Consider the following 25420-nt stretch of genomic DNA (forward strand, 5'->3'; position numbering starts at 1 on the left):
CTTATAACTGTGACAAAGTCGAGAATATTGGTTTATTAGCCAATGACATGCTATATCTTCTAGGCATAAATTAGCGCTGGATACATTGTTAAGGGATGGTCATGCTTACTTGGATTAAACGAATTGTTGTCGCTCTGCTGTTACTGGTATTGCTTGGTACTGCAAGTATATATGGCTTGCTTGCGCTGAGCTTGCCTGCACTGGATGGTAAAGGAAGTACATCGGAGATTGATAATACAGTAACGGTAGCGCGCGATGCCATGGGGCAAGCTGTGGTGTCGGCTGACACCCGAGCAGATGCGTCGTATGGATTGGGTTTTGCACATGGTCAGGACCGCTTTTTTCAAATGGACTTGTTGCGTCGCAATGCCGCTGGTGAATTGAGTGAGTTATTTGGCTCGGCGGCCATTGGCCTTGATGAAAGCATGCGATTCCATCAATTCAGAAAACGGGCAAAGCTTATCGTGATGTCCTTACCTGAGGCGCATAGGCAAATCCTTGAGCGTTATACACAAGGGGTGAACGATGGGCGAGTACAATCTGGCTTCACCAGTTTTGAATACCTGCTTCTAGGTGCAACTCCTGCACCATGGCAGCCAGAAGACAGCTTACTCACTATTTTTAGCATGTATCTAGACTTGCAAGCAGGTACTTATGAGCGCGATGAAACCCTAATTGCGCTTAAGCAGCAATATGGTCAAGATATGCTCGATTTTATCTTGCAGCCTAGTCAATATCAGGCTGCTTTGGATAACAGTGTACTTACGGCATCGCCAGTTACTATTCCTGCATTACAGCAACAAATCGTGCAAGCTCAGCCATCACATATTGCTGATGTGCCGCTTTACGGCAGTAATAATTGGGCCGTAACTGGTGCGCTTACAAAGACAGGATCGGCAATGTTATCCGACGATATGCACCTTGGCTTAAATGTGCCGTCGATTTGGTATCGTGCCCAGCTTAATTATCAGGATCAGGGCCATGCAATTCAGGTAACTGGGGTGTCGTTACCAGGCGCTCCAGCCATTGTGGTTGGAAGCAATAATCGCATAGCGTGGGGATTCACCAATGGTTATTTAGATACAGCCGATTGGATTGAGCTTGACGCAGACACCAAGACGCAGTTCATTGCTGAAGAAATTAAATTGCCTGATGGCAAAAGTCATACCTATCAATTAGAAATGAGTACATTTGGTCCCGTTAAACAACTTGGAGATAAGAAGCTAGCGCTGAGTTGGGTTGCTCATCAACCCTATGCCGTAAACCTAGAGCTTGTGCAACTTGAGTGCTTAACCGAAGTTCAGCAAGCAACAGAGCATGCCAAAAAGGTAGGGATCCCTGTACAAAATTTGATGGTGGTAGACAGTAAAGGAGCAGCTGCTTGGACGCCGATGGGGGCTATTCCTGCACGTAAAATGACTCATAACACGGCGTTGAATACAGAGCTATATGAGCAAGCGTGGCAGAACAACGAACAAGTTCGCCCGGTTGTGCAAAACCCTGAAAACGGTAAATTGTGGACGGCTAACTCTCGCGTGGTTTCAGTTGCAGATAATCAAAGGTTTGGTGATGGCGGCTATGCGTTAGGTGCACGTGCCGTGCAGATCCGCGATGGACTTTTAGCTCAGCAGCAGTTTACGGAAGCGGATTTCTATCAGCTGCAATTGGACAATCGCGCTAAGTTTTTAGCGCCGTGGCACGAGCACTTAGTATCCCTATTGCAAAACCAACATTCCGCATCTTTTGAAAATGATATTTCGCTCCTTAATGACTGGCAGGGCTGTGCGTGTGCCGATTCAGTCGGTTACACCTTGGTGAAAGCCTACCGCAATGCACTGATCGACACTCTTTTCGCACCCTTGGAGCAGCACTTAAACACGCAAAAATTGTCGCTGAAGCCGGTTAAGCGTTATCTTGAACCCGGACTCTGGCAGCTCTTAACCGAGCAGCCAAATAGCTGGTTGGGCGAGCATGGCTCTTGGGTTGAGTTAGAGTTGGCTGCTTACAAGCTTGCCAAGCAGCAACTTAGCGAAAGATATGGCAGTAATATGGCTGCTTGGCGCTGGGGGGATGTCAATGCACTTAAGGTGCAGCATCCTTTTTCAAAACAAATGCCAATGCTGAGTGGTTTGTTAGATATGCCAACCACACAAGCTTTTGGTGATACCTTTATGCCTGCGGTGCAGGGTAAATCTTTCGGCGCATCGCAGCGCTTTATCGCACAGCCCGGCCATTTACAAAATGCAATTTTAACGGTTGCTGGTGGCCAAAGTGGACATCCGTTATCGGCGTTTTATCGTACGGGGTTTAATGACTATGCTGAAGGAGGTAACACCCCTTTGTTACCGGGAAAAATAACTCACCAGATCGTCATTTCACCTAAGTAAGGCTTTGCACTGAACGTATCGGAGGGGTTAACTTACGCCCTCCGATACACGCAAAATAGGTGCTGCGGTAACGCGGTTTCGACCTGAATGTTTGCTATCGTAAAGTGCGGCATCCGCATGTTGAATGACAACCTCAAAAGATTGACTAGGGTCCCAATTTGCAACGCCAAAACTCATGGTGACTTTAAGTATTTCGTTTTCAAAACTGGTGGCTTCGATGGCTCGTCGTAATTTTTCCATACGCTGCATTGCTTCTCCACTAGAGCAAGGCGCTAGCACGATTAAAAACTCTTCACCACCCCAACGAACGGCAATATCTGCAGGGTGAATATGTGCTTTGATTGTCTCGGCTACGCTTTTTAAGATTTGATCACCTTTGTCATGGCCAAAGGTGTCATTGATTTTTTTAAAGTGGTCGATATCCGCCATCACCAAACATAAAGGAGAGTGAGTGGAGATACAGCTTTCTTTAGCATGGGTGATTAACTCGCGCGCATAGCGACGGTTGAACATTTGTGTGAGCGGGTCGTGTGCAGCGAGCTCTTCTAGCTTGTCTCTTTGTTGCACCGTCATTTTACGTATGTGGCTGATCGTGTAGATCATCGGAATCCCACATATGAGCACATTGGCAAAATGGACATAGGGAATTAACTGTTGATAGCGATATTGATAGGCAATATCACCAAACAGTAATTCTAAGACTGCGAATAGCGTGATTAACACAACGGAATAAATTACGGCATTACGTAATCTGAGTTGGTAATCTAGCAGCATGAGGCAAGATACTGTCCAGAGATAGTACTGAAATCCAAGTGACATGCCGAGATAGGCACACACCAGCGTCGCATGTATGGCGACTTCAAGGCAGAAAACCCGCAGTGCAATCGAGGGTTTGCTCGCATCAATGAGTTTAATGCCAGCGTACCACATCAGCACACTACCCACGTTTACCAAAGCAAGCATGTTCACCTCTAAATGCCAAAAGACAACAATGAGGCCGGCGTGTAGCCACATGCAATACGCGGCCACGCGTCGTAATAATGCAAATTTTAATGCTTCTACTTGGTCTGGTTTGCTATAAGGGTGGTATTTAGTCAAACGTAAGCTCTTGTGGTATTCACAATAAAATAAGTATAGAAGCTCTATTGTGATTTGCCGCCTATTTGACCTAAGCTCTGGTTATTCGCTCAGCATCCAGCAAGGTTCGCTGTAGTAGAGTGAGAGATAGGTAGATAATAAAAGCTTTGGAGTTGATATGTCTGTAGAAAAAGCGCGGATCACGCTATGTAACCTAGAAAAGTCTGACTACGATCAGGTTAAATCATTAATGGATGAAGCCTACCCTGATCTCGGTGGTGCGTGGCCTAGTCATACGATATTTAGGTTGATTGACCAGTTTCCTGAGGGGCAGATCGGTGTCAAAGACGGTGAGCGTCTCGTCGGTATCGCGCTGAGTGTTCAAGTTGACTATCAAACCTTTTCTAACCCGCATACCTATGAAGACATTGTTGACGCGCATAGCCGAATTTTTAGTGATAGTAATGCTGATGCGCTGTACGGGTTGGACGTAGTGATAGCCAAAAGCCATCGTGGTCTACGTCTAGGTCGACGACTGTATGATGCCCGTAAAGAGCTTTGTCGTCAGTACAACTTACGCGCGATTTTAGCGGGTGGTCGTATTCCGCTTTACAAGCAATTCCGTGGCAGTATGTCGCCAATGGAGTATATAAACAAAGTCGATCATAAAGAATTACACGACCCCATTCTAAGCTTCCAACTTGCCAACGACTTCCAAGTAAAGCGACTACTTAAGCAATATCTGCCGGAAGATCAGGACTCCGAAGGCTATGCGACCCTACTTGAGTGGAATAACATTCTCTTCGAGCCTACCGATACCGTGATCGAAAGTAAGAAAACCATCGTCAGAGTGGGGGCCGTGCAGTGGCAGATGCGCCGGGTGGAATCGGTAGAGGAGTTAATGAAGCAGGTTGAGTATTTCGTGGATACGGTCTCGGATTACCAAAGTGACTTTATCCTGTTCCCTGAATTCTTCAACGCGCCACTAATGGGACTCGGAAGCTATAGAAATCAGACCGAAGCTATTCGTGCATTGGCGACGTATACCGAGCAGTTTAGAGCCGCGATGTCGCAAATGGCGATTGAGTACAATGCCAATATTATCACGGGCTCTATGCCGCTACTTGAGGGCGACAAGCTCTATAACGTCAGTTACTTATGTCACCGCTCTGGCAAAGTGGATGAACAACGTAAAATTCATATCACCCCTCACGAAGACTACGATTGGGTTATCAAAGGCGGTGATAAAATAGAGGTGTTCGATACGGACGCGGGCCGAGTAGGGATCCAAGTATGCTACGACGTGGAGTTTCCAGAGCTATCACGGATCATGGCTGAAAAAGGGCTAGATATTTTGTTTGTACCATTTTGGACTGATACGAAAAACAGCTACTTAAGGGTAAGGCACTGTGCACAGGCCCGTGCGGTTGAAAACGAATGCTATGTGGTTATTGCTGGAAGCGTTGGTAACTTACCTCAGGTAGAAAGCCTAGATGTGCAGTACGCGCAGTCAGCGGTGTTGACGCCATCGGACTTTGCTTTTCCTCATGATGCCGCGCTCAACGAAGCAACGCCAAATACGGAAATGCTGTTATTTAGTGACTTAGACTTAGATAAACTCAAAATATTGCATAGTGAAGGGACGGTGCGTAATTTACGAGACCGAAGAAAAGACCTGTATTCCGTGGAGTTGAAACAAAAATAGTATGGCGTGGGTTTATTTAATTATGGCTGGCCTGTTTGAAATAGGTTGGCCCGTTGGTCTGAAAATGGCGCAACAAGCCGATACTCGTTGGTTAGGCATAGTGATAGCCGTTGGTTTTATGGCCATGAGCGGCTGGATGTTATGGCTGGCGCAAAAGCAAATTCCATTGGGTACCTCGTATGCCGTGTGGACGGGTATTGGCGCGGCAGGCACATTCTTAGTGGGTATCTTCTTTTACGGTGACCCAAGTAGTTTTATGCGCTACTTGGGCGTATTACTTATCATCAGTGGGGTTGTGGTACTTAAGTTAGCATAACCAAAATCGCCGCGATGGCGATGAGTAAGAGTCCCATTGAGTCGCGCTTCTTCACCGGCGCTTTGAGCCATAAGAATGAGATAAGCAAAGTAAAAAACACTTCGATTTGGCCGAGTGTTTTCACGTAAGCTACATGCTCAAGGCTCATTGCGCTAAACCAACCTATAGAACCTATGCAACTGCTAACACTAATTGCCAGCGTCAGTTTGCGACGTTGCCAAAGCACCCGCCAAGAGTGTGGTTCGCGTATCGTCATATACATACTCAGCATCACAGTTTGGCAAACCAGCACTAACAATAACACCCAAGCTGCACTGTGAGGAAAAGGTAGGCCCGATGCGATACTGGCTTCGCGAACCCAAAGAGAAGTGAGCGCGAAGCTTGTTCCACAGGCAAGTCCCACTAATGCAGTTTTACCATTGAAAGCGCGCAGACTAAAACCGCTCAATAACAACACCGCGATAGCACCGATAAAGACACCAAACCAACCAAGTAAAGTTAAGCTTGAGCCAAAAAAGAGTACGCCCAAAATCGCCGCCACGAGTGCCTCGCTCTTCGCAAGTCCAGCGCCTATGGCGTAATTATTTTGCTTAAACAGCACCACCATTAGACCCGTCGCGATGATTTGCATGACACTGGCACCCAGCACAAAGGCTAAAAAGTCATCGTTAATGGCGAGCGGCTCTGCGGGAGCAATCTGGTAAAGGCTCCAAAGATATAACCCCGCAAGCGGGCTGGCTAAAATAAATCTTGCGAGGGTGACGCTGGCTGTGGAGGCGCTTTCACTCAGTTTGCTTTGAAAGGCATTTCGCCAAGCCTGAGAAAAAGCAGCTAGTAAGGTGAACAAAATCCACATGAGAGGTGACTCTACAATGCTCGAATATGTATCAGCATACCGGATAGGAGCGAGTCTGAATAAATGAATTATCGTGATAGTGAAAATAATTCAATGTGTATTCAAGGTGCTAGGGAAGCAACTCTTGTGGTTGGCGCACTGCGACAATTTGCCACATGTTCAATTTTCAGTATCACGATATGATTAAAGTCGATGCTACAAGATTGGGCCATAAGTTAGGGTATTACGTATTCACTTATGGCTTTTCTTTTTAACGCTATTCTGCTCTACTGAGTTGAATAATCAAAAGGTTGAAGGAGTATCTTGTGGGTATACTAATCATCTGTGCAATTATTGCCATCTTACTACCTTATTTTGCCAAAATTCCTGTGGCAGTGGCGATGAACAAAGAAGGGGGCTATGACAACAAGCACCCGCGTGAACAGCAAAAGAAACTAACTGGGCTAGGGTCAAGAGCACTGGCCGCGCATCAAAACTGTTTTGAGTCATTATCTGTTTTTGCTGTCGCCTTAGCCGTTGCGTTTGGCACCCAAACCTACACTTCTCTAGTCGAATGGCTAGCCATAGGCCATATTGTCGCTCGAGCATTATATTGTGTGTTGTATTGGGCGAATATTGATGTGCTGCGCTCCATCGTATGGGCGCTAGGGCTCGGCTGTGCTATCGCCATTATTGTGGTGTGTGGTTTATAGTCGCCCTTTGCGTGACTCTACACTTAGGTTAACTGAATTAACTCTGCTGAAATCTCTTTCACTTCAGCGGAGTTAACCTCCAACGTTGTCAATGCTAAGTTTGCGATACGCACTCGGTATAAGTCGATAACCCGATAACCACAGTGATGTGCCATTCTTCTTATCTGGCGATTGAGGCCTTGTCGTAACACTATTCTAAAGCGGTCATGTGCGATTTGTTCAACGATACAGGGGAGTGTCATTTGGCCCTTCACTGGCACACCGGCTGCCATTTTAAGGCAAAAACTTGGATCCAGAGGCTTGTCGACTTGCACCTCATATTCTTTCTCTTGATGATGGTCAGGGTGGATTAACTGCTGACACAGTTCCCCATCATTGGTGAGTAGTAGTAACCCCCGGCTGTCTTTGTCTAACCGACCTATCGGATAAACACGACACGATTTAGGTAGTACATGGTAGATACTAGCAGGGTCATCTGGATTCACTTTGCAGTCTATACCAACAGGTTTATGGTAAACAAAGAGTCTTCTCGCTTGCGGCGGCGCGACCAGTTCACCATCGACCATAATGCAATCGGTCAAATTGATGTGATCTATGTGGTTGGCCAAGCGGCCATTTACGGTCACTCTTGCGCTATCAATTAAGCGAGACGCTTGTCGCCTAGAGCAAACACCGCAGTGGCTGAGATATTTGGCCAAACGCATCGGATAGGACATAGACATTCACTGATCAAAAAGAGATAACAGCGCGTATTGTAGGGCAACAGACTGTTTGGATCTATGCATGGGGAATATCAATGGCCATTGCGTTTTCAAAGTTAAAACAACATCAACCGCTGCAAAAGGTAATAGTGCATTCCATTGATTTAGCGCTTTATCAAGTCAGTGTGCTTATTAATAACGTGGAATATTATGTCACGGAAGAAAATGGCGAGTTTTTAAAAGCACATAACCCGCTGCAAATTCAAAAACGCCTGCTTGATATTCGCTACATGGAAATGGTGATTAGGCATCAAAGCGCTTATGACGAGATGGTAGGGCACCCAGTTTCAGCCAATGACAATACATTAGAAGTGCCCTTTGGTCGTAATAACCTGTTTTAAGCGTTATCTGTGTTTAGTAAGTACTTCACTCACCGCGGTTGCAAAATCGCGTTGGTGAGCGATCCCCATGTTAATCAATCTGGTGTCTTTTAGAGCACAATTTTGTGGTCTTGTGGCATCGTCGCTCGGTTGGCTCAGCGGCACGAGATCTTGCGTCGGTAGCTGCAAAGCCTGCGCCATGGCCAGCGCCATTTCATACTTAGTTAATGCTTGATTGCCACTGATATGAATAATCCCACTAAGACTAGGCTGTGCGATAACATCTTTGAGCGTTAGCGCAATATCATTGACGTGGGTGGGGTAGCGAATGGCCCAATGATCGTGACTGGAAGCTGGGTTGGCTAACAGCTGTTTTGCAATAACGGTTACCGCAGATTCTTCCAGCGTTTTTACCTCGCCGTATAATACTGGCACTCGTACTATGGTGTGTAATGCGCTATCCGCCAGTATGGCACGTTCCGCAGCTTGCTTGGTTTGGCCGTAGAAGTTCACAGGATTAGTGATATCCGTTTCAACATAAGGTGCTGAGGTGCCGTCAAACACATAGTCAGTACTAATAAAGAAAAATCGAATATCTCTTTCGCGGCAGGCTTGGGCTAAGAACTCGGTTGCCGCAACATTGAGCGCAAGCGTGGCCGCTTGATCTCGCTCACATTGCTCTGGCCTACGCTCTGCTGCTGCATGAATAAGTACCTCTGGGTTGTGATTATCTAAGAAATCTAAAACCGAATTGTGGTCAGCCAAGTCAAGTTTGTGAAGTGGCGCGGCTGCTCGGCTAAAGCCACATCCTAAAATCTCGTGGGTACTACTTAGCTCTTGGCAAAGTGCGCGGCCAAGTAAGCCCGTTGCACCAGTGATCATGACTTTAGACATATAAAACAGCATCCTTTTTTAAAAGAGCCAGTACAGTAGCAAAGTCGGAAGAAAAACTACAGATTTGTATCAGATTACGCTAAGGTTAAGATAAGGCTAAAAAAGGGACAAAAAATGAAAAAAAATATTTTGCTAGCTGGTTTGTTTACGGTGAGTGTGCAAGTGAGTGCGACCCAAATATTTGCGAAAAACAGTGATTGTGTCATTGATGACAGTAAAGCGCCCATTGAAATATACAAGCAAAGCTCAAAGTCAATGCGTTTGTTGGGAGGGCAAGAGGCGAGTAATGGTGAGCTATCGGATGTTGTCACTGTGCTGTTTGACGATGTTAGATTGTCACTATTTGACGCATTATCCGAAGAAGCTAAAGCGTTTGAGAAAGGTATAATTATTAAAAATGCTTCATTTAAAAGAACGGCTGATGGGTGGTCGAAAAGAGCTGTTGTATCCGGGAAAGTTGTAGCTCAGCCCGTTTTATCTTGTCATTATACTGAAGTACTTACAGCAAAAAACACTGAGCTGATATCTGGTGCTGTTTTTTCATCCAAACCAACGACCCATTCAATTACTTATAACACAACGATTGATCCGAACAAAAGTCGACTCAAGCCAAAGCTAACAGAGGTACTTGATACATCTGTTACTACCGACCAAGTATTTGGTATTAAGCTCGGAGACTCTTTTTCACAAGCGGAAGAAAAAATAGGCCGTTTTACGATGCAATGGCCTATTAATGCTTATCAAAAGTTTGCATTTATTGGTCGCAATAACGTGTTTTTATTTGAACATGATAAGCTCGTCGGGTACCAATATGCATTCAATCTTCTTCCTATCAGTCTTGCAAATCTAATTGATATTTATGATGTTTCTCTTGCGACACCACTAAGTCACCAGCAAACTCAAATTGCAAACCGTGACTTGGACGAGATGACGGTTTCTGCACTTAAGGAAAAGTTTCCTGACATTAAGTTTTTTGTCGAGGGTAGATATACTACCGATCCGAAGACCAAATTATCTGCCCTAACCATAGGCAAAACAGAGATTGCGAAACCAATCGCTCCTGCATGCTGGAGTGGTCAAGAAGACATCAAAGCTTTTATTACAAAGCATCAGGGCGACTTAATGCAATGGCGTGGCATAGATAAAAAAACGCTATTTTACACCGGGTGTAATCAGTTAATTGAACAAAGCCAATTTGGCCGAGTGATAGGAGTTAAGCTGTTAGAGAGTTGGTCATTAAGCAATGCTAATTTATCTGGATTGAGCGTGATATCGAATGTACTTACTCCTTGGCAATTCTATGGGGTGAATTATCTTGACCCTGAAAGTCGAGCGTCTCAAATAGGTTCGATTGAACATCTATATGGCACGATAGAAGTAGTAAACTCTGATTGGGTTGGCCATTTCAAATCTTATGACGGCCAGCTTGTTTCTGCTGAGTTTGAGAAGATGTAGAAGTCATCACTCCTACATCTCCAATTCGTTTAAGCCGTTTGCTCTGTCAGCGGCTTTTCAGATTGCTTTTCCCAATGCTTGGTTTTTAGACCAAGTACACCGACAAATACACCAATACCGATAGTAAATAGCGCAATTTGTAGGTATAGATTTGGTAAGTCTTCGATATTATTAGGATCAAAGCTACCAGCGAGCAGACCCGAGAAGATATTACCAATTGAGTAAGTGAGTACAAAAACTCCCATCATTTGCCCAGCAAAACGTTTGGGGGATAACTTACTTACTGCGCTCAACGCTACTGGGCTTAAACAAAGCTCACCCACGGTGTGCAGAAAGTAAGTGGTGATCAACCACATTGGTGCTACTTGTAGGCCTTGGGCTGCATATTGAGAAGCGAAAAACATTACAATAAATCCGCTCGCCATGATGATAAGGCCAATCGCACATTTCACGCTATAGGTTGGCGTGATCATGCGCTTAGCCAAGTTAATCCAAAGCGCAGCAAAGAAAGGGGATAACACGATAATGAAGAAAGCGTTGGCTGATTGGAACCAAGCGGTTGGAATGCTAAAACTGCCGATTAATCTGTCGGTGTAATCGCGGGCAAATAGATTAAGCGACGAGCCTGCTTGTTCAAAACCAGACCAAAAACAGGTGGATGCAACACAAACCAAAAACAGTGCCCACATCCGGCGCTTTTCATCGGCATCAAGATTACCGCCAAAGTAGATATAACCGTAATACAAAAAGAATGTGATAGTAAAAGCAATCGCAACATATTTTGCGAGCTCTACAGGATTAATCACAAAAACACCTGCAAATGCCGTTGCCGTTATTGCTGCAACAACCGCAATAACTAAAGCTATCGCCCCCCAAGCTTTAGCACTTTGACTTCCCGTCATTGGATTGGTTGGCGCATTGCCAACGGTAGCGATGTGTTTGTCTGTTAGGCGATAATTGACTAGACCGATTGCCATGCCTACCGCGGCTGCACCAAAGGCCCAGTGCCAACCAACGTTTTCCATAAAGTAGCCACATACCGCATAGCCGATCACAGACCCTAGGTTGATCCCCATATAGTAAATAGCGTAGCCACTATCGCGGCGGTTATCTTCATCGTTATAAAGCTGGCCAACCATAGCGCTAATATTTGGTTTTAATAAACCTGTCCCACTGGCAACAAAGATAAGGCCAACAAAAAAGGAAAATTGACTTGGGATGGCAAGAATGATGTGGCCGCACATGATGATAATGCCGCCGTACCAAACTGCACGTTGGCCACCCAATAAACGGTCTGCTATCCAGCCTCCCGGTAGACCTAAGAAATAAACCGAGCCAGTATAGAGGCCATACACTGCGGCAGCGGAGGCGACGGTGAAGCCAAGACCTTCTTGCTGTAAGGTGGCCGTCATGAAAAGTACTAACATGGCACGCATGCCATAATAACTCATTCGTTCCCACATCTCGGTGAGAAACAGAGTCTGCAGGCCTTTTGGATGACCAAAAAAGCCTGTATCACTTGTTGTGTCCTGTGATGACATATTTCACTTCCATTATTATCGTTTTTTGGAAGTCAATATTAGTACGTTATTCAAGCACCGAATGCAACCGCATGAAAGGAAACATTACATCATCTTTTTTAACATTTGTATGTCATCGATTTCCACATTGGCCAATCCTTTGTACTGGTATGGCGCAAATTGATTGCGAAGCCAAACACTCGGGCAGCCGGCACGGTGTGCTCCTTGCACATCGGTATCTAAGCTATCGCCAACATGCAAAAGTTGATGTGGTGCAAGGTTAAAATGCTGGCAGGCAAGCTGGTAAAGCTCAGGGTGAGGTTTTGCGCGGCCATCAATTCCGGCGCGAAGCACTAAGTCAAAACTATCGCGAAGATTAAATTTATCTATCTCGACATTACCATTAGTGATAGCAATGATGTGATATTGACTGCGTAACTGAGCAAGCAGGTTGATGACGGCGCCGCTGACCGTGATATTACTGCGGGCATCGGCAAATGCTTGATAGGCCTGTAGCGCGCGCTGTTTACTTGTTGCGGTATCAAACCCCAATGCTGTGAAGCCCCACTCAAGTGCCACTTGACGCCACTTTGTCACATCTTCTGCAAGCGCACTGTTTTGTTTGAGCGCTTCGTTTCGACACAGAGACCAGAATGATCTCCCTTTCGCTTGCCACTCGGGAATAGTATTCAGGTGCGCTGTCATGGCGTTAACGGCCGCAATGATAACAGGCCTGTTGTCGTATAGCGTATCGTCTAAATCAAAACTGATGGCGGCAATGTCTGAAATGGGCTTATTGAATCGCATTGTTACTCGTCTTTTTGCTTTTTCGCTCTTGGGTGAGCGCTATCATACACTTTTGCTAAATGTTGAAAATCTAAATGGGTGTAGACCTGAGTGGCTGATAAGCTGGCATGGCCAAGCATCTCTTGTACCGCGCGCAAGTCACCGCTGGATTCTAGCATGTGGCTGGCGAACGAGTGCCTCAGTTTATGGGGGTGAATAGGTGTACTAACCCCTTGTTTCAGACCCCATTCTTTCATTCTTGCGCGGACATGGCGAGGACTGATCCGGCGCTTTAATTTGCTCACAAAAAGCGCTGGTTCTTCCAACGTTGCAAATTGCGACCTTATTTTGAGCCAATCAGCTAGTGCGTTTAGCGCTTTACCACCGACAGGCACAACACGCTCCTTGCCGCCTTTACCAAGCACGCGTATTTCACCGTCTTTGACATCCAATAGGTTTGCGCCAACCAACTCGCTTAATCGCAAACCACTAGAGTACATTAATTCCATCATGGCTTTGTCACGAATGGCAAGCGCATCATCGGCCTGAATTTCCAGAAGTTGTCCCATTTGGTCAACATCAAGGTTCTTTGGGAGTGGCTTTTGAAACTTAGGCCCTCGGATCCCTTGTGCGGGATTGACGACAGCCTGTTGCGATTGTGACTTGAGCTTGAGAAATTTATATAAGCTCCGAATACAACTGAGTTTAAGGTTGATGGTTCTTGGGCTGTAATTTTGACCGCGAAGCTTCATGCTGTAGCGGCGGATTTGCTCGCCACTGACTTCAAGCCAAGAGGAGGCGTGTTCACAAAAGTACTGCGCTGCTTGGATAAGCTGAGTGTTGTATTGGGTTAGCGTATGTTCTGAGTAGTGCTTTTCGTGGCGCAAGTGTGCCATAAAGGCGGTTACTGGTTGCGTCCAATCTTCCGATAGTGGTGTTAGGCTCATGCCAGCGCTTCGAGCTTAAGCGATAATGTTTGAATAAAAGCCGTGATCAACATATTGTCATGTTGTGGCGAAAAGTGTTCTGGTGAGCGGCTGGCAAAGGCCAGAATAAAGCGACCTTTGTCTGACGCATCAACGCGGTAAAGTGCTACCGATCCTACTTCAATATCGGCAAACAAGAGTTCAGCTTGTGACTGACTGAGTCGTCCTAAGTAGCAGTTGTTACTGCTCAGTTTAGCTGACACTAGTTCCAAAAGCGTGTCATCGATGTTGATGAGTTTACATGCTTGGATGTCCGGGTGGTCCTCAAAGCGCTGTGTTAACGTATGATTGATAGCACTCAACTCAGTACAACGCATGATAGCCAATTGGCATTCACTCAATTGCTTGAAAACCAGCTCGTTGGCTTTTGCATAATGGACCATGTCTTCGATCTGTTGCTGTAGTGAGTTGACTTTGTCGCGGAGCATCCGCTGTTGGTGCAAAGCAAGGTTTGGGAGCCCTTGCTGCTGGTGGTGTAGCTGCAAATCCAATAGCACATAAGGGTGCCTGAGCAAAAAATCAGGATGCTTGCGCAGGTACTCAATGACTAATTGTTCAGTTGAATTCGCTTCTTTTATGGTCATATTGCGATTTGCCCATCAAAAACATGCTCCGCCGGTCCGGTCATTTTCACTACTTGACCTTGACCACCCCAACGCACCTGAAGACTACCTCCTGGTAGGTCGACCCTAACGGTTTCTTCTAACTTACCTTGCATTATGCCTGCAACTACGGCGGCACATGCCCCTGTGCCACAGGCAAGCGTTTCGCCAGCGCCGCGCTCCCAAACACGTAGCTTAACGTATTCACGAGACACTACTTCCATAAAGCCAATATTGGCCTTTTGTGGGAAACGTTCATGGTGTTCAAGGAGTGGTCCGAGTGTAGCTACCTCAGCGGTTTCTACACTATCGACAATAATCACGCCATGAGGATTGCCCATAGAAACCGTGCTACAAAACACCGTATGTTCGTCGGCTCTTAAAATATAGGTGTTTTCTTGTTTGTTTGCACGAAACGGAATGGCTTGTGGGTTAAAGTTCGGTTTGCCCATATTCACGGTAACTTGGCCGTCTTTTTCGGTATAAAGGGTGATATTGCCGCCCTTTGTAGAGACACAAACCTTGTGTTTGTTCGTTAAGCCCTTCATGCGCACAAAACGAGCAAAACAGCGAGCACCGTTACCACATTGCTCAACTTCGTTACCATCGGCATTGAAAATACGATAATGAAAATCTAAGTCCGGGGAATAAGGCGCTTCAACCATCAACAGCTGATCAAAGCCAATTCCAAAGTGGCGATCGGCTAACTTCTTAATTTGGTCTCGAGACAAAAACACATTTTGGGTGACATTATCTATCACCACAAAGTCGTTGCCTAAACCATGCATTTTTGAAAAGTTTATAAACATAGAGTGGTTATCTTTTGGTATAAAACCATGGCCTCACTTTGCTAATACTTTGCCATGGATACCTCGGCTAGGGAAGCTGCTTGGCATTAAGCCTTGTTTTGCATCCCTAGGACGTATCCAAGTCGGATTATTGTGGCAGTAGTTGCTCAAATTGCCACAGAGATTCTAACGGCTCTCTTTGGCGGATTAGATGGTGTTGGTTGTTATCAACCATGACTTCTGCACAGCGGGGGCGTGAGTTGTAATTTGAACTCATGGTAAAGCCATAAGCGCCTGCACTACGCTGTACTAATAAGTCGCCCGCCTTAATTTTAAGTACTCGGTCTTTACCTAGAAAATCACCCGTTTCACATACTGGACCAACCACGTCGTAATTTATCGCGTCAACGTCGTCTCGCGGTGTGACTGGTACGATATTTTGCCAAGCCTGATAAAGCGATGGTCGTAACATGTCGTTCATGCCGGCATCAACAATGGCAAAATGCTTATGCTCGGTTGGCTTAATAAATTCGACTTTAGTCACCAGCACACCGGCATTGGCGGCAATCGCTCTACCAGGCTCAAAAATGAGTTCTAGATCATTGAACTGCGCCAATCGTGCTTTAATCTCTGCAGCGTAAGCACTCGGATGCGGCGGTTTTTCACCGTCATAAGGCACGCCAAGACCGCCACCGATATCGAGGTGATGCAAGTAAATTCCCGCTTTTTCAAGTTGAGAAATTAGAGCCAGCACTTTATCTAACGCAGCTAAAAATGGATTAACCTCAACCAACTGAGAGCCGATGTGGAAGTCGATCCCAACCACTTTTAAACCCGGTAGGGCATAAGCGAGTTGGTAAACATCAAATGCGGCTTTGATATCAATACCAAATTTGTTCTCTTTTAACCCAGTTGAAATATAAGGGTGAGTTTTTGCATCGATATCTGGGTTTACACGCAATGAAATTGGCGCAATCTTATCTAGTCTGGTTGCCACTTCACTGATCCGATGAAGCTCTGCAATCGACTCAACATTAAAGCATTTAATACCAGTCTCAAGCGCAAACGCGATTTCATCTTCCGTTTTCGCAACACCGGAAAAAACGACTTTTTGGGGATCTCCCCCAGCTTTTAGCACTCGCGCAAGTTCGCCCTTCGACACGATATCAAAGCCAGAGCCAAGCTGAGCCAAGACGTTCAACACGGCAATATTTGAATTCGCCTTTACTGCGTAGCACACCAAGTGGGGATGACCGGCTGCGGCATCCGTAAAAGCGTGATAATGCCGCGCTAAAGTCTTCTTCGAGTAGACATAGCAGGGAGTGCCATATTGCTCGGCGACTGTGGTTATGGCGACATCTTCAGCGAATAGCTCGCCGTTTTGATAATTGAAATAATCCATTTTAACGCTCCTGTTGTTCTGCTTCAGGCTGCTTTGCTTGTGCTGCTTTCGGTTGGTTTGATTTTTTAGCCTGTTGTTCAGGCAAATAAAGCGGACCGCTTTGACCGCAACCCGATAATCCGATTAAAGTAGTAAAAACAAGTGCCGCTACGCTAAATTTATAAGGTGTCGCTTTCATTAGATAATTCGTGTCAGTGCCTTTATAATCGCAGAGTAACAGAATTGATAAAAAAAGCAGCTTTTCGCTATTGAAATTTCGTCTTCATCAAATTGCTCAAATAGCGAGTTAAGCTTAGGCACCATGCTGCAGTGCGTCAGTAAGAGGAAATCACGATGACAGAAAGTGAATATCATGAGTTAGCCGATGCGCTAATGTTGACTATTGAAGAGCAGATCGATGATTGTGACGCTGATTTAGATTACGAATCAGCATCGGGAATTCTAGAGATTATTTTCCCTGACAAGAGCAAAATTGTTATCAACAAACAAGCACCATTGCACCAAGTCTGGGTGGCGACTAAGTTTAATGGTCATCACTTCGAGTTGCGTGGCGATCAGTGGATTGATAATCGCTCCGGTGCTGAGTTTTGGCAATTTATGAGCGACGCGGCGACTAAGCAGGCAAATATCGCAATAGAGTGGCAGCACGATTAATGTTGGAATTTGTAGATTATCCTGCCAAAGGACAACATAAAGCGAGTATTATTTGGCTCCATGGTTTAGGCGATTCAGGTAACGGCTTTTTACCGATTGCATCTGAGTTAAACCTGCCTGACGAATTGGGTGCACACTTTATTTTCCCACATGCACCAGAACAACCGGTCACCATAAATGGTGGCATGGTGATGCGTGCTTGGTATGACATTAAATCATTTGATCTGGATAAAAGAGCGGATGAGCAAGGTGTGCGAGACTCATCAGCTCAGGTCGAAGCGTTAATTCAGGCACAGTTAGATAAAGGTATTCCAGCTAACCGTATTATCCTAGCTGGTTTTTCTCAAGGGGGAGTGATTGCGCTCCATCTTGCACCGCGTTTAACTGTTAAATTGGCCGGTGTCATGGCACTATCAACTTATATGTGTGTGCCTGAAAAGCTCAGCGCAGAAGCACAGCAAAGCGAGCTCACTATTTTTATGGCGCATGGCAGTGCTGATCCTGTCGTGCCGATGTTTGCAGGTGAGCACGCATTTAACACGTTACAACAGCAAGGCTATGAAGTGAGCTGGCAAGACTACCCAATGGAGCATCAGGTCTGTCTTGAAGAGTTAAAAGCCATTCGCGCTTGGTTAATAACGAGACTGAGCGATTAATATTAAGTGGTATAAGGTACTGGTGACAGATACAGGAGCAAAGCAATGTCACAAAAGATTGTCATAAAAACGTCGGTGAGTAAGCAACCCTCAGAGCCCTCAGCGGTGACCTATCAATGGCACTGGAAACGCATTTTTATGGCAACGGCAGCATTTGCTGGCATTGCAACCGCGGGTGTTTATGGTGTCGTGGATAACGTCAACGCAGATGAAGATGATGTCCAAGTGGCAGTACCTATACATGCCACCATAGCGCAAACCGATACATCGCTGAGTGATTCTCCTGCATCGGTAGTCTCTAATGAGGAGCATGAGGGCGAGCAGCTAAGTGCTGATACCTCAGCCGATAGCGTGTTAACGACACCTGAACTCACTCCTGCTGGTGCCGCGACGACCTCAATAGAGGTCGCTCAAGTCATTGCGTTAGACCAGGAACAGCAACAAGCTTCTGAAGAAACAGAAACAGAAACAGAAACAGAAACAGAAACAGAAACAGAAACAGAAACAAAAAATCAATTTGATGCTGAAGCGCGTATAGCCAGTGTCGCGCTAGGGGCAAAAATCGACACGCAATTTATCAGCCGCGCTGTACTCACTACTCTGATTGATGACCGCGAACCAACGAACGTGTTGAAAGACGTGATTGCGACCACTCAGTTTAGTGACAAGCTTTACTTTTTCACTGAAGTACACGCGCTTAAAGATCAAGTGGTGTCGCACCTGTGGTTTCATCAAGACGAGCTGATGGCAGAAGTGGAGCTGCCGATCCAAGCCGCGCGCTATCGTACTTATTCAAGTAAGAACGTCATGCCGAGTCAAACCGGGGATTGGCGTGTTGAGGTGGTGACGCAGTCTGGACAACTGCTTGCCCAAAAGACGTTCCGTATTGTGGATAATAGTCAGCAATAATCTTACTCGCAGTATCGTGTATGGCAGCACGCGACTGACTGCCATCACCACACAGTTAACTCTTTGCAGTGGCAATAAAGCTGCAATAAATGAAAGGCAAATCATGACAGAACAAGTTTCCATATTACGTATTGCAACGCGCAAAAGTGCTTTGGCGCTATGGCAAGCCGAATTTGTGAAGGCAGAGCTTGAAAAACACCATGCTAATCTGAAAGTAGAGCTCGTGCCGATGTCGACTAAAGGCGATAAGATCTTAGATACGCCACTGGCAAAAATTGGCGGTAAAGGGTTGTTCGTCAAAGAGCTTGAGCAGGCCATGTTAGAAGGGCGCGCAGATATTGCAGTGCATTCAATGAAAGATGTACCAGTTGATTTCCCTGAAGGGCTAGAGCTGCACACTATTTGCGAACGCGAAGACCCAAGAGACGCGTTTGTGTCTAATACTTATACCTCACTTGCAGAGTTGCCTGAGGGCGCAGTGGTTGGCACATCAAGCCTGCGTCGCCAATGTCAAATTCGAGCAGCGCGCCCAGACTTAGTCATTAAGGATTTACGTGGCAATGTGAATACTCGCCTAGCTAAGCTAGATGCGGGTGAGTTTGATGCCATTATTTTGGCCGCCGCGGGACTTATCCGCTTAGAAATGGTGGATAGAATCGCAAGTTATATTGAACCAGAAGATTCATTACCGGCCAATGGTCAAGGCGCTGTCGGCATCGAATGTCGTAGCGATGATGCTCAAACCAAAGCATTCCTCGCACCACTGGAACACACTGATACACGTATTCGTGTACTTGCCGAGCGTGCAATGAACCGCCGTTTGGAAGGGGGGTGTCAGGTTCCAATCGGCGCTTACGCAGAAGTCTCGGGCGATCAGGTGCACTTGCGCGGCTTAGTGGGTGCTGTCGATGGCAGCGAAATCTTGCGCGGCGAATGCTCAGGTACGGTTGCAGAGGCTGAGCAACTTGGAATTCAATTGGCAGAATCTTTACTTGCGCAAGGTGCAGATAAAATTCTTGCTGAGGTTTATAGGGACGCTTAAATGAAAGTTGTGCTAACTCGACCCGTTGGCAAATCAGAGTCTTTATCTGAGTTACTGACACAGCAGCAAATTAGCTCAGTGATTTGCCCAGTATTACAGCTTAACGAAGTGGCAGTGAGTGACACCGCCAAAGCAATGATAAGCGAAGCCGAGTTAGCTATTTTTGTCTCGCCCGATGCGGTGCGATACTTTCACCAATTAGAAGTTCCATTAGCCGGACATTGCGCAGCTTTTGCTGTTGGCGAAGGCACGGCCGATGCTATCCAGCAGACCCTAAATATCAAGGCTAAATACCCTAAACAACCTGATTCCGAAGGTTTGCTTGCACTCCCGCAGCTGTCCTCTGTTGAGGGCAGGCGTGTATTGTTGGTCAAAGGGAAGGGCGGGCGTCCCGTCATTGCGCAAACTTTAAAAGCGCGGGGAGCCATCCTTGACAGTTTGGTGGTTTATGAACGCGTTGCCGTAAAAGACAATGCTGATGTCTGGTTAGACCACTGGCGAAGCCAGCAGATTGAAGGTATAGTCATTACCAGTAATAGTGCAGCGGATGCGATTTTTAATACGCAGTCGTCAGCAAGTAAAGATTGGTTGGCTCAGCGCACTTTCTTTGTTGTGAGCCAACGTATTGCTGAGCATGTACAGCAATCCTATAACATCGAACAGTCTCAAATTGTGGTATGTCATGGCCCTGATAATCGTGCCATCGCAGGGAGTATCATCGACTATACCAAGCAGCAAGGGCGCAAAATGACTCAGTCTGAATCGCAAACAAAGAATACAAATACCCAGCAAGCAGCAAAAGCAGCAGAGCAAACCGTAACGCCACATCACGCGAAGCCTGGTGTGAGTAAGGTTGCACTCCTTGCATTATTAGTGGCACTGGGTAGTGGCGCTGGTGCTGGCTATGTTTATTTGCAACAGCAACAACAGTTGCAACAAGCGTTACTGGCTAACCAAGCGATTAACGCTGAAAATCAGTTATTAAACACGCAGCTGAGTGGCGCTAAATCGCAACTTCAGCGAGTAGAAAATGTGCTTGATTCGCTACAAGACAATGTCGCAAAGCGATTGGCTGAGCAGCAGCAACATGTAGAAACTCAGTTAACGCAGACGCTTGCCAAGGCGCAGCAGCAAGTAAGCGGTGCAGTGGCCTCTGAGGTATTGTATTTACAGCGCCTTGCTGCATTTAAGGTGGCGGCAGAGCAAGATTATCTTGGCGCAATCGCCATTCTGCAGCGCTTGCAAGAGAGTCTAGAGTCTGAGTCAAACACGGCCGCTGTTAAGCAGGCGATTGCTACCGACATTGCGGCTTTGAAGGCCTTGCCTAAGCCACAAACGGAGTCACTCTATTTTGAACTTCATGGTTTATTGTCTCAAGTTGATACGCTAACGATCAAAACCAAGCAAATTCCGCAAAAGACAGCGAGTGAAGATGCTGCGCTATCGCAACAGGTAGATGATTGGCAAGCGAACTTAAAGCGCTCCTGGCAGGGATTGGTTGATGACTTTATTACCATACGTCACCATGATGAAGTGGTGATAGATCCACTGCTAGATAAAAACGAGCAGCTGCTTATACGCACGCAGCTGCGTGCTTATTTAACCCAAGCACAAACCGCATTAATGGATCAACAAGCGAGCATTTACTTCAGTGCGCTTGATAGTGCAGCCGACACGTTGGCGCGTTATTTTGATACGCAACAAGCGCCTGTTAGCGCGATGCAGCAGGCTTTAAACAAGCTGAGCCGCAGTGAAGTGCAGCGCCAAGAGTCGATTGAGCTTGCCACCCCAGCAGCAGTAAAAGGGTGGCTAAAATGATGGCAAAAATCATCACCTTCGCGCTTATCTTTATCGCGCTAGCCGCTAGTCATTTACTCATTGATGAGAAAGGCTATGTGTTGATCTCTTTCAATCAAACCACGATTGAAGGCAGCATAGTGTCTTTCACTATCTTGCTGTTGCTTGCCATCACAGCTTTAGTGCTGTTGGGTAAGGTAGTGCGTTGGTCGTGGCATCGCCTAGTCAATACGAAAGGTCATTTTTCCAGAAAGCGTAAGTTAAAAGCGCTGCAAGTATGGAACGAAAGTTTGTGGCTATTTATTAACGGCGAAGTGGAACAAGCCGCAACCTTGTTGACGAAAACGCCGCAGCCGGATGAGCGCCAAGACTATGTGCGTGCTATCGCAGCCAAAGCGGCGTTAAAGCAAGGAGATGTTGTCAAAGCGAATACAGAGCTAGAAGCAATATCGGATGACAACCAAGGGCAGCTTGCTGCATTGTGGCTAGAAGCAAATAATAGTGAACAGGCGTTGGCTTTACTTGATGACAAAATGTCTGCGGCTAAACCAACTTCAGCGGTGCTTAGTGGTTACATTTTAGCATGTCTACAGGCTAAGCAACCTGAGCTGGCAGCTGCACAAATCGCAAAATGGCATAAAAAGCTTAACTGGAGTGATACACAGTGGCAGAGTGTGTTCGAGCGCATGTTTGTGATAGCCCCTGAGCAAGCAGATACTTTGTTTAATACGCTACCTAAGGCAGTAAAAGCGCATGCAATACCAGCCCTTAATAAGGTGAAGCTGCAACAGGGGCGCATAGCGGAAGTGTTGGGGGAGCTCAAGAAGCTGCTCAAACAAGGTCAATATCACCAGCTGGCCGACTATCTGCAACACAGCACGCAAAGTAGTAATGAACTCAAGTTAGCACTACAGCAGCAATTGAAAAAACATCCAGATGACAAGGAGTTGCTGTTCTCATTGGCTTGCCTTTGCAATGCTGAGGGGGATTATGAACTTGCTGCGAAGATCTTTGATTCCTTAAGCGCAAACCCTTGGGAAGCGCGCTGGAGTAAGCAAGCTCAGCTCGCCTACGAAAAAATGCATACCTACGAGAAAGCGTATTTAATCGCAAAATCGTAACGAAAAGCCTGCGCAGCAATGTGCAGGCTTTTTTGTATTAAAGTTAGCTATACTCAATTCTGACATATGTCCTTGCTATCTCAGTTTAGGTGCGTATGATCCCAAAAATTTTAACTGCAAATCGAGTCTCTTATGATCAATAACACACTTCCACTATTAGATTTACATCGCCACTTAGATGGTAACGTTCGTGCTACAACGATTTTAGAACTTGGCCAGCAGTTTAATATGGATTTACCGGCAACGGATCTCGAAGGTCTACGCCCGCATGTTCAAGTGTTGGATAATGCACCCAATCTAATAGCGTTTCTTGAAAAACTAGATTGGGGTGTAAAGGTACTAGGTGACTATGATGCTTGTCGCCGTATTGCGATTGAAAATGTTGCTGACGCAGTTGCACAAGGTATTGATTACACTGAGCTAAGGTTCAGTCCTTACTACATGGCAAAAACCCATAATCTACACCCGCAGGGCGTTGTTGAAGCCGTAGTCGACGGTGTACAAAGTGCAGTCAAGGGTCAAGACATCAAGGTTAACCTGATCGGGATTATGTCACGCACATTTGGTGTGGAGAAATGCCAATATGAACTAGACGCGCTACTTGCCTTTAAAGAGCAGTTGGTTGCGATTGACCTCGCGGGTGACGAACTGGGCTTCCCGGGCGAGCTGTTTATTGAACATTATAAGCAGGTTCGCGATGCTTACCTTGGTGTGACGGTACATGCTGGCGAAGCTGAGGGCGCGGTAAGTATCTGGCAAGCCATTAAAGAACTAGGTGCAACACGTATCGGTCACGGAGTTAAAGCAATCCATGACCCAGCTCTAATGGATTATTTACGTGATAATCGTATTGGGATCGAGTCTTGCCTAACCAGTAACATCCAAACAAGCACTGTCGAAAGTTTAACCACGCATCCATTGAAAGCATTTTTAGATCATGGTGTATTGGCAACCATCAATACCGATGACCCTGCGGTTCAAGGTATCGAGTTGGATAACGAGTATAGCCATGCAGCTGCGGCGGCAGGTTTAGATTTGAGTGATATCCATCAAGCGCAGCGCAATGCGGTTGAGATTGCCTTTTTAAGCGAAGCTGATAAAAAAGCGTTGCTTGCTAAGAAAGCGTAGGCTGAAGTTGCTGTGTGGGATCATCCCGCACAGTTAAGATAACTCTCTTTTAGCGCCGCAACGACTTGGCTGCGTGTCACAATACCAATCACTTTGCCTTCATTGAGTACGGGATAAACCTTAGGGCTATTTTGCTGCATGCGTTGTGCAAGGTCGACAACGGTTGTTGCAGCTTCAATGCTGAGGGCAGGCGTAGCCAGTAAGTCTCTCAGATGTACTTTACCATCACAAAAGTAGCTGGAATTAAGCAAAGGCTTGAGCAGCTGCTGCTCTGAAATAAATCCAACAAGATGACGCTGTGCATCAATCACTGGCGCACCAATTAAATGATGCTTTTGTAGCAAACTAATTGCGTCGGTTAGTTCAGTCTCGGCGGTTAACAGTGGGAAATCAGGTGACATGATGTCACGAACATAGAGTTTACTCATCATACTTCTCGCGGTGTTTGTGTGTAGTGTGAGAGTAGCGGCTGAGATTGCTTTGGTAAAATGGATTATTTTGATTGGTTTGTTCTGTTTTTTCAATGTGTGACTAAAGACCAGCCACACATTGGATAAATTGCTATTAAATAACTTGTCTTAAGTTACTTAACCTGAGGTTTGGATAAGGAATGTTCCAACTCATTGTTTCTAAAGCACAACTTAGTTTTTTCCTTGTCTAGCCAGAGAGTTTTAGGGAAAACAAGGCGAATTTACGCACCAATAGCTGGCTATTGGAAGTGAATTCAACGCAGTTAGCGCTAAAACTGGCTGCTAGAAAGGCATTAATTATCCGCAGCTCAGGTTACTTAATAAACGCAAAAGCGTCGGCGTACATAAAGTCGCGCTCAGCACCATGATTGATAAAGTCATCACGCACGATACCTATCATGTCAAAGCGGCCAGCCATATAAATGCTGTACGGCTCTAAAGAAACGATATCTTTCATCACAGCCTGATGAACGAAACCGCGATGACCTTGCCATGCTTCACTGGCATTTTCTACCACAGGAATAAACTGAAAGTGTTTATTTGAGGCGGCCCAAGCTTCCATCTCCGCTTTTGCATACAACGCTGCTTCTTCTTTTACACCCCAGTAAAATAATACTGGTTGGTCGTAACCCGTTTCAGCCAAGTGATCGGCCATAGATTTGACATAAGAAAACCCTGTGCCGCCGGCAAGTAGTACTAGTGGACGCGCTTGATCAACACGGATCTGAGATACGCCAAGACCAACTTCTAATGCAACGGTTTGCTTTGTATCAAAAGCGTTACGTAGGTGATCTAGTGACTGCATGGCATAAGAGTCAGCGCCAGAAGCACCGATATGTAACTCTAACTGCTCTGTTTTTGAAGGACTGCTGGCAATCGAGAAAGCACGTTTGTCTTTTTCACCAAGTACCAATTGCAGATACTGGCCGGCTTCAAATTGCACCGCTTCTTCAGGTTTTAATATAACTTTGTGAACAAATTCCGTAAGAGGTGTAATTGAGACAACCTCTGCTGCTAATACTTGCATGTGTTACCTTTATTAAGCACGTGGCTAAAGTCTGTGCACTCTAGCATAGCTGAGTGCACAATGTTAGAT

General features: G+C 45.9%; 26 protein-coding genes. 13 read left to right on the forward strand and 13 right to left on the reverse strand.

Annotation, left to right across the window (positions count from 1 at the left end):
- The first annotated feature begins 101 nt into the window (after window positions 1–101).
- Window positions 102–2387: a penicillin acylase family protein gene (locus tag A587_RS0122505; protein WP_017219391.1), complete on the forward strand. Its 2286-nt coding sequence runs from the start codon at window positions 102–104 to the stop codon at window positions 2385–2387.
- A 27-nt stretch (window positions 2388–2414) separates the two neighbouring features.
- Here the strand turns inward: A587_RS0122505 and A587_RS0122510 are convergent, their stop codons facing one another.
- Window positions 2415–3485 (reverse strand): GGDEF domain-containing protein, encoded by a 1071-nt coding sequence (locus A587_RS0122510; RefSeq protein WP_017219392.1) that lies wholly within the window; start codon window positions 3483–3485, stop codon window positions 2415–2417.
- Window positions 3486–3642: 157 nt separating this feature from the next.
- Between A587_RS0122510 and A587_RS0122515 the strand changes: the two genes are divergently transcribed.
- Together A587_RS0122515 and A587_RS0122520 are read left to right on the forward strand one after the other, a co-directional pair.
- Window positions 3643–5169 carry a carbon-nitrogen hydrolase family protein gene (locus tag A587_RS0122515; RefSeq protein ID WP_010378119.1) on the forward strand — a complete coding sequence of 509 codons (1527 nt, stop codon included), beginning with the start codon at window positions 3643–3645 and terminating at the stop codon, window positions 5167–5169.
- 1 nt (window position 5170) lies between these two features.
- The gene (locus A587_RS0122520) at window positions 5171–5485 is read left to right on the forward strand and encodes a DMT family transporter (protein ID WP_017219393.1); all 315 of its coding nucleotides are present in this window, start codon (window positions 5171–5173) and stop codon (window positions 5483–5485) included.
- On the opposite strand, the gene A587_RS0122525 is transcribed toward A587_RS0122520, so the two are convergent.
- Entirely contained in the window at window positions 5472–6341 is an 870-nt protein-coding gene (locus tag A587_RS0122525) for a DMT family transporter (protein ID WP_017219394.1), read from the reverse strand. The two genes, A587_RS0122520 and A587_RS0122525, sit on opposite strands and share 14 nt — an antisense overlap.
- Window positions 6342–6646: 305 nt before the next feature.
- On the opposite strand from A587_RS0122525, the gene A587_RS0122530 reads away from it, so the two are divergent.
- Window positions 6647–7033, forward strand: a complete 387-nt coding sequence (locus tag A587_RS0122530; RefSeq protein WP_017219395.1) for an MAPEG family protein — start codon at window positions 6647–6649, stop codon at window positions 7031–7033.
- Between the two features lie 23 nt (window positions 7034–7056).
- On the opposite strand, the gene A587_RS0122535 is transcribed toward A587_RS0122530, so the two are convergent.
- Window positions 7057–7749, reverse strand: a complete 693-nt coding sequence (locus A587_RS0122535) for a pseudouridine synthase (protein WP_026001100.1) — start codon at window positions 7747–7749, stop codon at window positions 7057–7059.
- 80 nt (window positions 7750–7829) lie between these two features.
- Here A587_RS0122535 and A587_RS0122540 point away from each other — a divergent pair, with 80 nt between their 5' ends.
- A complete protein-coding gene (locus A587_RS0122540; protein ID WP_017219397.1) occupies window positions 7830–8135 on the forward strand; it encodes a DUF6482 family protein in 306 nt (101 codons plus the stop codon).
- Between the two features lie 3 nt (window positions 8136–8138).
- On the opposite strand, the gene A587_RS0122545 is transcribed toward A587_RS0122540, so the two are convergent.
- Window positions 8139–9008, reverse strand: coding sequence for a dTDP-4-dehydrorhamnose reductase family protein (locus A587_RS0122545; protein ID WP_017219398.1), 870 nt, complete (start codon window positions 9006–9008; stop codon window positions 8139–8141).
- 114 nt (window positions 9009–9122) lie between these two features.
- Here A587_RS0122545 and A587_RS0122550 point away from each other — a divergent pair, with 114 nt between their 5' ends.
- Window positions 9123–10463 (forward strand): hypothetical protein, encoded by a 1341-nt coding sequence (locus A587_RS0122550; RefSeq protein WP_017219399.1) that lies wholly within the window; start codon window positions 9123–9125, stop codon window positions 10461–10463.
- A gap of 29 nt (window positions 10464–10492) precedes the next feature.
- Here A587_RS0122550 and A587_RS0122555 read toward each other — a convergent pair whose 3' ends face one another.
- The 7 genes from A587_RS0122555 to lptM form a co-directional block, all read right to left on the reverse strand.
- On the reverse strand, window positions 10493–12004 hold the full coding sequence (locus tag A587_RS0122555; RefSeq protein WP_017219400.1) for a peptide MFS transporter: 1512 nt from the start codon (window positions 12002–12004) through the stop codon (window positions 10493–10495).
- 84 nt (window positions 12005–12088) lie between these two features.
- The gene (locus tag A587_RS0122560; protein ID WP_017219401.1) at window positions 12089–12790 is read right to left on the reverse strand and encodes an HAD-IA family hydrolase; all 702 of its coding nucleotides are present in this window, start codon (window positions 12788–12790) and stop codon (window positions 12089–12091) included.
- 2 nt (window positions 12791–12792) lie between these two features.
- On the reverse strand, window positions 12793–13716 hold the full coding sequence (locus A587_RS0122565) for a tyrosine recombinase XerC (protein ID WP_017219402.1): 924 nt from the start codon (window positions 13714–13716) through the stop codon (window positions 12793–12795).
- Complete coding sequence (locus tag A587_RS0122570) at window positions 13713–14339, reverse strand: DUF484 family protein (RefSeq protein ID WP_017219403.1); 627 nt, start codon at window positions 14337–14339, stop codon at window positions 13713–13715. The genes A587_RS0122565 and A587_RS0122570 overlap by 4 nt, the downstream gene beginning before the upstream one ends.
- Complete coding sequence (dapF, locus tag A587_RS0122575) at window positions 14336–15166, reverse strand: diaminopimelate epimerase (protein ID WP_010378136.1); 831 nt, start codon at window positions 15164–15166, stop codon at window positions 14336–14338. The genes A587_RS0122570 and dapF overlap by 4 nt, the downstream gene beginning before the upstream one ends.
- A 127-nt stretch (window positions 15167–15293) precedes the next feature.
- Window positions 15294–16547 (reverse strand): diaminopimelate decarboxylase, encoded by a 1254-nt coding sequence (gene lysA, locus A587_RS0122580; RefSeq protein WP_017219404.1) that lies wholly within the window; start codon window positions 16545–16547, stop codon window positions 15294–15296.
- 1 nt (window position 16548) lies between these two features.
- Window positions 16549–16725: an LPS translocon maturation chaperone LptM gene (lptM, locus tag A587_RS24860; protein WP_017219405.1), complete on the reverse strand. Its 177-nt coding sequence runs from the start codon at window positions 16723–16725 to the stop codon at window positions 16549–16551.
- A 155-nt stretch (window positions 16726–16880) separates the two neighbouring features.
- On the opposite strand from lptM, the gene cyaY reads away from it, so the two are divergent.
- The 7 genes from cyaY (at window position 16881) to add (ending at window position 23854) form a co-directional block, all read left to right on the forward strand.
- A complete protein-coding gene (cyaY, locus tag A587_RS0122590) occupies window positions 16881–17201 on the forward strand; it encodes an iron donor protein CyaY (protein ID WP_010378141.1) in 321 nt (106 codons plus the stop codon).
- Window positions 17201–17857, forward strand: a complete 657-nt coding sequence (locus tag A587_RS0122595) for an alpha/beta hydrolase (protein ID WP_010604231.1) — start codon at window positions 17201–17203, stop codon at window positions 17855–17857. Before cyaY ends, A587_RS0122595 begins: the two co-directional genes overlap by 1 nt.
- A gap of 45 nt (window positions 17858–17902) precedes the next feature.
- The gene (locus tag A587_RS24925) at window positions 17903–18766 is read left to right on the forward strand and encodes a DUF2914 domain-containing protein (RefSeq protein ID WP_017219406.1); all 864 of its coding nucleotides are present in this window, start codon (window positions 17903–17905) and stop codon (window positions 18764–18766) included.
- Between the two features lie 103 nt (window positions 18767–18869).
- Window positions 18870–19808 (forward strand): hydroxymethylbilane synthase, encoded by a 939-nt coding sequence (gene hemC / locus A587_RS0122605; protein ID WP_017219407.1) that lies wholly within the window; start codon window positions 18870–18872, stop codon window positions 19806–19808.
- Window positions 19809–21626 carry a uroporphyrinogen-III C-methyltransferase gene (locus A587_RS0122610; protein WP_017219408.1) on the forward strand — a complete coding sequence of 606 codons (1818 nt, stop codon included), beginning with the start codon at window positions 19809–19811 and terminating at the stop codon, window positions 21624–21626.
- The gene (locus A587_RS0122615) at window positions 21623–22726 is read left to right on the forward strand and encodes a heme biosynthesis HemY N-terminal domain-containing protein (protein ID WP_017219409.1); all 1104 of its coding nucleotides are present in this window, start codon (window positions 21623–21625) and stop codon (window positions 22724–22726) included. Before A587_RS0122610 ends, A587_RS0122615 begins: the two co-directional genes overlap by 4 nt.
- 132 nt (window positions 22727–22858) lie before the next feature.
- Window positions 22859–23854, forward strand: a complete 996-nt coding sequence (gene add / locus A587_RS0122620; RefSeq protein ID WP_017219410.1) for an adenosine deaminase — start codon at window positions 22859–22861, stop codon at window positions 23852–23854.
- 20 nt (window positions 23855–23874) lie between these two features.
- On the opposite strand, the gene A587_RS0122625 is transcribed toward add, so the two are convergent.
- The gene (locus A587_RS0122625) at window positions 23875–24285 is read right to left on the reverse strand and encodes a CBS domain-containing protein (RefSeq protein WP_232288104.1); all 411 of its coding nucleotides are present in this window, start codon (window positions 24283–24285) and stop codon (window positions 23875–23877) included.
- A gap of 352 nt (window positions 24286–24637) precedes the next feature.
- On the reverse strand, window positions 24638–25351 hold the full coding sequence (gene fre, locus A587_RS0122630; RefSeq protein WP_017219412.1) for an NAD(P)H-flavin reductase: 714 nt from the start codon (window positions 25349–25351) through the stop codon (window positions 24638–24640).
- Window positions 25352–25420: the final 69 nt, after the last annotated feature.

The sequence above is a fragment of the Pseudoalteromonas sp. NJ631 genome (assembly GCF_000276645.1).
Taxonomy (GTDB): Bacteria; Pseudomonadota; Gammaproteobacteria; order Enterobacterales; family Alteromonadaceae; genus Pseudoalteromonas; species Pseudoalteromonas piscicida.

What these genes read in the sequence shown, in the direction of transcription:
- A587_RS0122565 (WP_017219402.1), bottom strand. Translation starts at nt 13,716, where the DNA reads ATGAGCCTAACACCACTATCGGAAGATTGGACGCAACCAGTAACCGCC.
- A587_RS0122525 (WP_017219394.1), bottom strand. Translation starts at nt 6,341, where the DNA reads ATGTGGATTTTGTTCACCTTACTAGCTGCTTTTTCTCAGGCTTGGCGA.
- A587_RS0122515 (WP_010378119.1), top strand. Translation starts at nt 3,643, where the DNA reads ATGTCTGTAGAAAAAGCGCGGATCACGCTATGTAACCTAGAAAAGTCT.
- A587_RS0122555 (WP_017219400.1), bottom strand. Translation starts at nt 12,004, where the DNA reads ATGTCATCACAGGACACAACAAGTGATACAGGCTTTTTTGGTCATCCA.
- A587_RS0122610 (WP_017219408.1), top strand. Translation starts at nt 19,809, where the DNA reads ATGAAAGTTGTGCTAACTCGACCCGTTGGCAAATCAGAGTCTTTATCT.
- A587_RS24925 (WP_017219406.1), top strand. Translation starts at nt 17,903, where the DNA reads ATGTCACAAAAGATTGTCATAAAAACGTCGGTGAGTAAGCAACCCTCA.
- A587_RS0122570 (WP_017219403.1), bottom strand. Translation starts at nt 14,339, where the DNA reads ATGACCATAAAAGAAGCGAATTCAACTGAACAATTAGTCATTGAGTAC.
- A587_RS0122520 (WP_017219393.1), top strand. Translation starts at nt 5,171, where the DNA reads ATGGCGTGGGTTTATTTAATTATGGCTGGCCTGTTTGAAATAGGTTGG.
- hemC (WP_017219407.1), top strand. Translation starts at nt 18,870, where the DNA reads ATGACAGAACAAGTTTCCATATTACGTATTGCAACGCGCAAAAGTGCT.
- A587_RS0122595 (WP_010604231.1), top strand. Translation starts at nt 17,201, where the DNA reads ATGTTGGAATTTGTAGATTATCCTGCCAAAGGACAACATAAAGCGAGT.
- A587_RS0122615 (WP_017219409.1), top strand. Translation starts at nt 21,623, where the DNA reads ATGATGGCAAAAATCATCACCTTCGCGCTTATCTTTATCGCGCTAGCC.
- lptM (WP_017219405.1), bottom strand. Translation starts at nt 16,725, where the DNA reads ATGAAAGCGACACCTTATAAATTTAGCGTAGCGGCACTTGTTTTTACT.
- fre (WP_017219412.1), bottom strand. Translation starts at nt 25,351, where the DNA reads ATGCAAGTATTAGCAGCAGAGGTTGTCTCAATTACACCTCTTACGGAA.
- A587_RS0122550 (WP_017219399.1), top strand. Translation starts at nt 9,123, where the DNA reads ATGAAAAAAAATATTTTGCTAGCTGGTTTGTTTACGGTGAGTGTGCAA.
- add (WP_017219410.1), top strand. Translation starts at nt 22,859, where the DNA reads ATGATCAATAACACACTTCCACTATTAGATTTACATCGCCACTTAGAT.
- A587_RS0122535 (WP_026001100.1), bottom strand. Translation starts at nt 7,749, where the DNA reads ATGTCCTATCCGATGCGTTTGGCCAAATATCTCAGCCACTGCGGTGTT.
- A587_RS0122505 (WP_017219391.1), top strand. Translation starts at nt 102, where the DNA reads ATGCTTACTTGGATTAAACGAATTGTTGTCGCTCTGCTGTTACTGGTA.
- A587_RS0122560 (WP_017219401.1), bottom strand. Translation starts at nt 12,790, where the DNA reads ATGCGATTCAATAAGCCCATTTCAGACATTGCCGCCATCAGTTTTGAT.
- A587_RS0122625 (WP_232288104.1), bottom strand. Translation starts at nt 24,285, where the DNA reads ATGATGAGTAAACTCTATGTTCGTGACATCATGTCACCTGATTTCCCA.
- A587_RS0122545 (WP_017219398.1), bottom strand. Translation starts at nt 9,008, where the DNA reads ATGTCTAAAGTCATGATCACTGGTGCAACGGGCTTACTTGGCCGCGCA.
- cyaY (WP_010378141.1), top strand. Translation starts at nt 16,881, where the DNA reads ATGACAGAAAGTGAATATCATGAGTTAGCCGATGCGCTAATGTTGACT.
- dapF (WP_010378136.1), bottom strand. Translation starts at nt 15,166, where the DNA reads ATGTTTATAAACTTTTCAAAAATGCATGGTTTAGGCAACGACTTTGTG.
- A587_RS0122540 (WP_017219397.1), top strand. Translation starts at nt 7,830, where the DNA reads ATGGCCATTGCGTTTTCAAAGTTAAAACAACATCAACCGCTGCAAAAG.
- lysA (WP_017219404.1), bottom strand. Translation starts at nt 16,547, where the DNA reads ATGGATTATTTCAATTATCAAAACGGCGAGCTATTCGCTGAAGATGTC.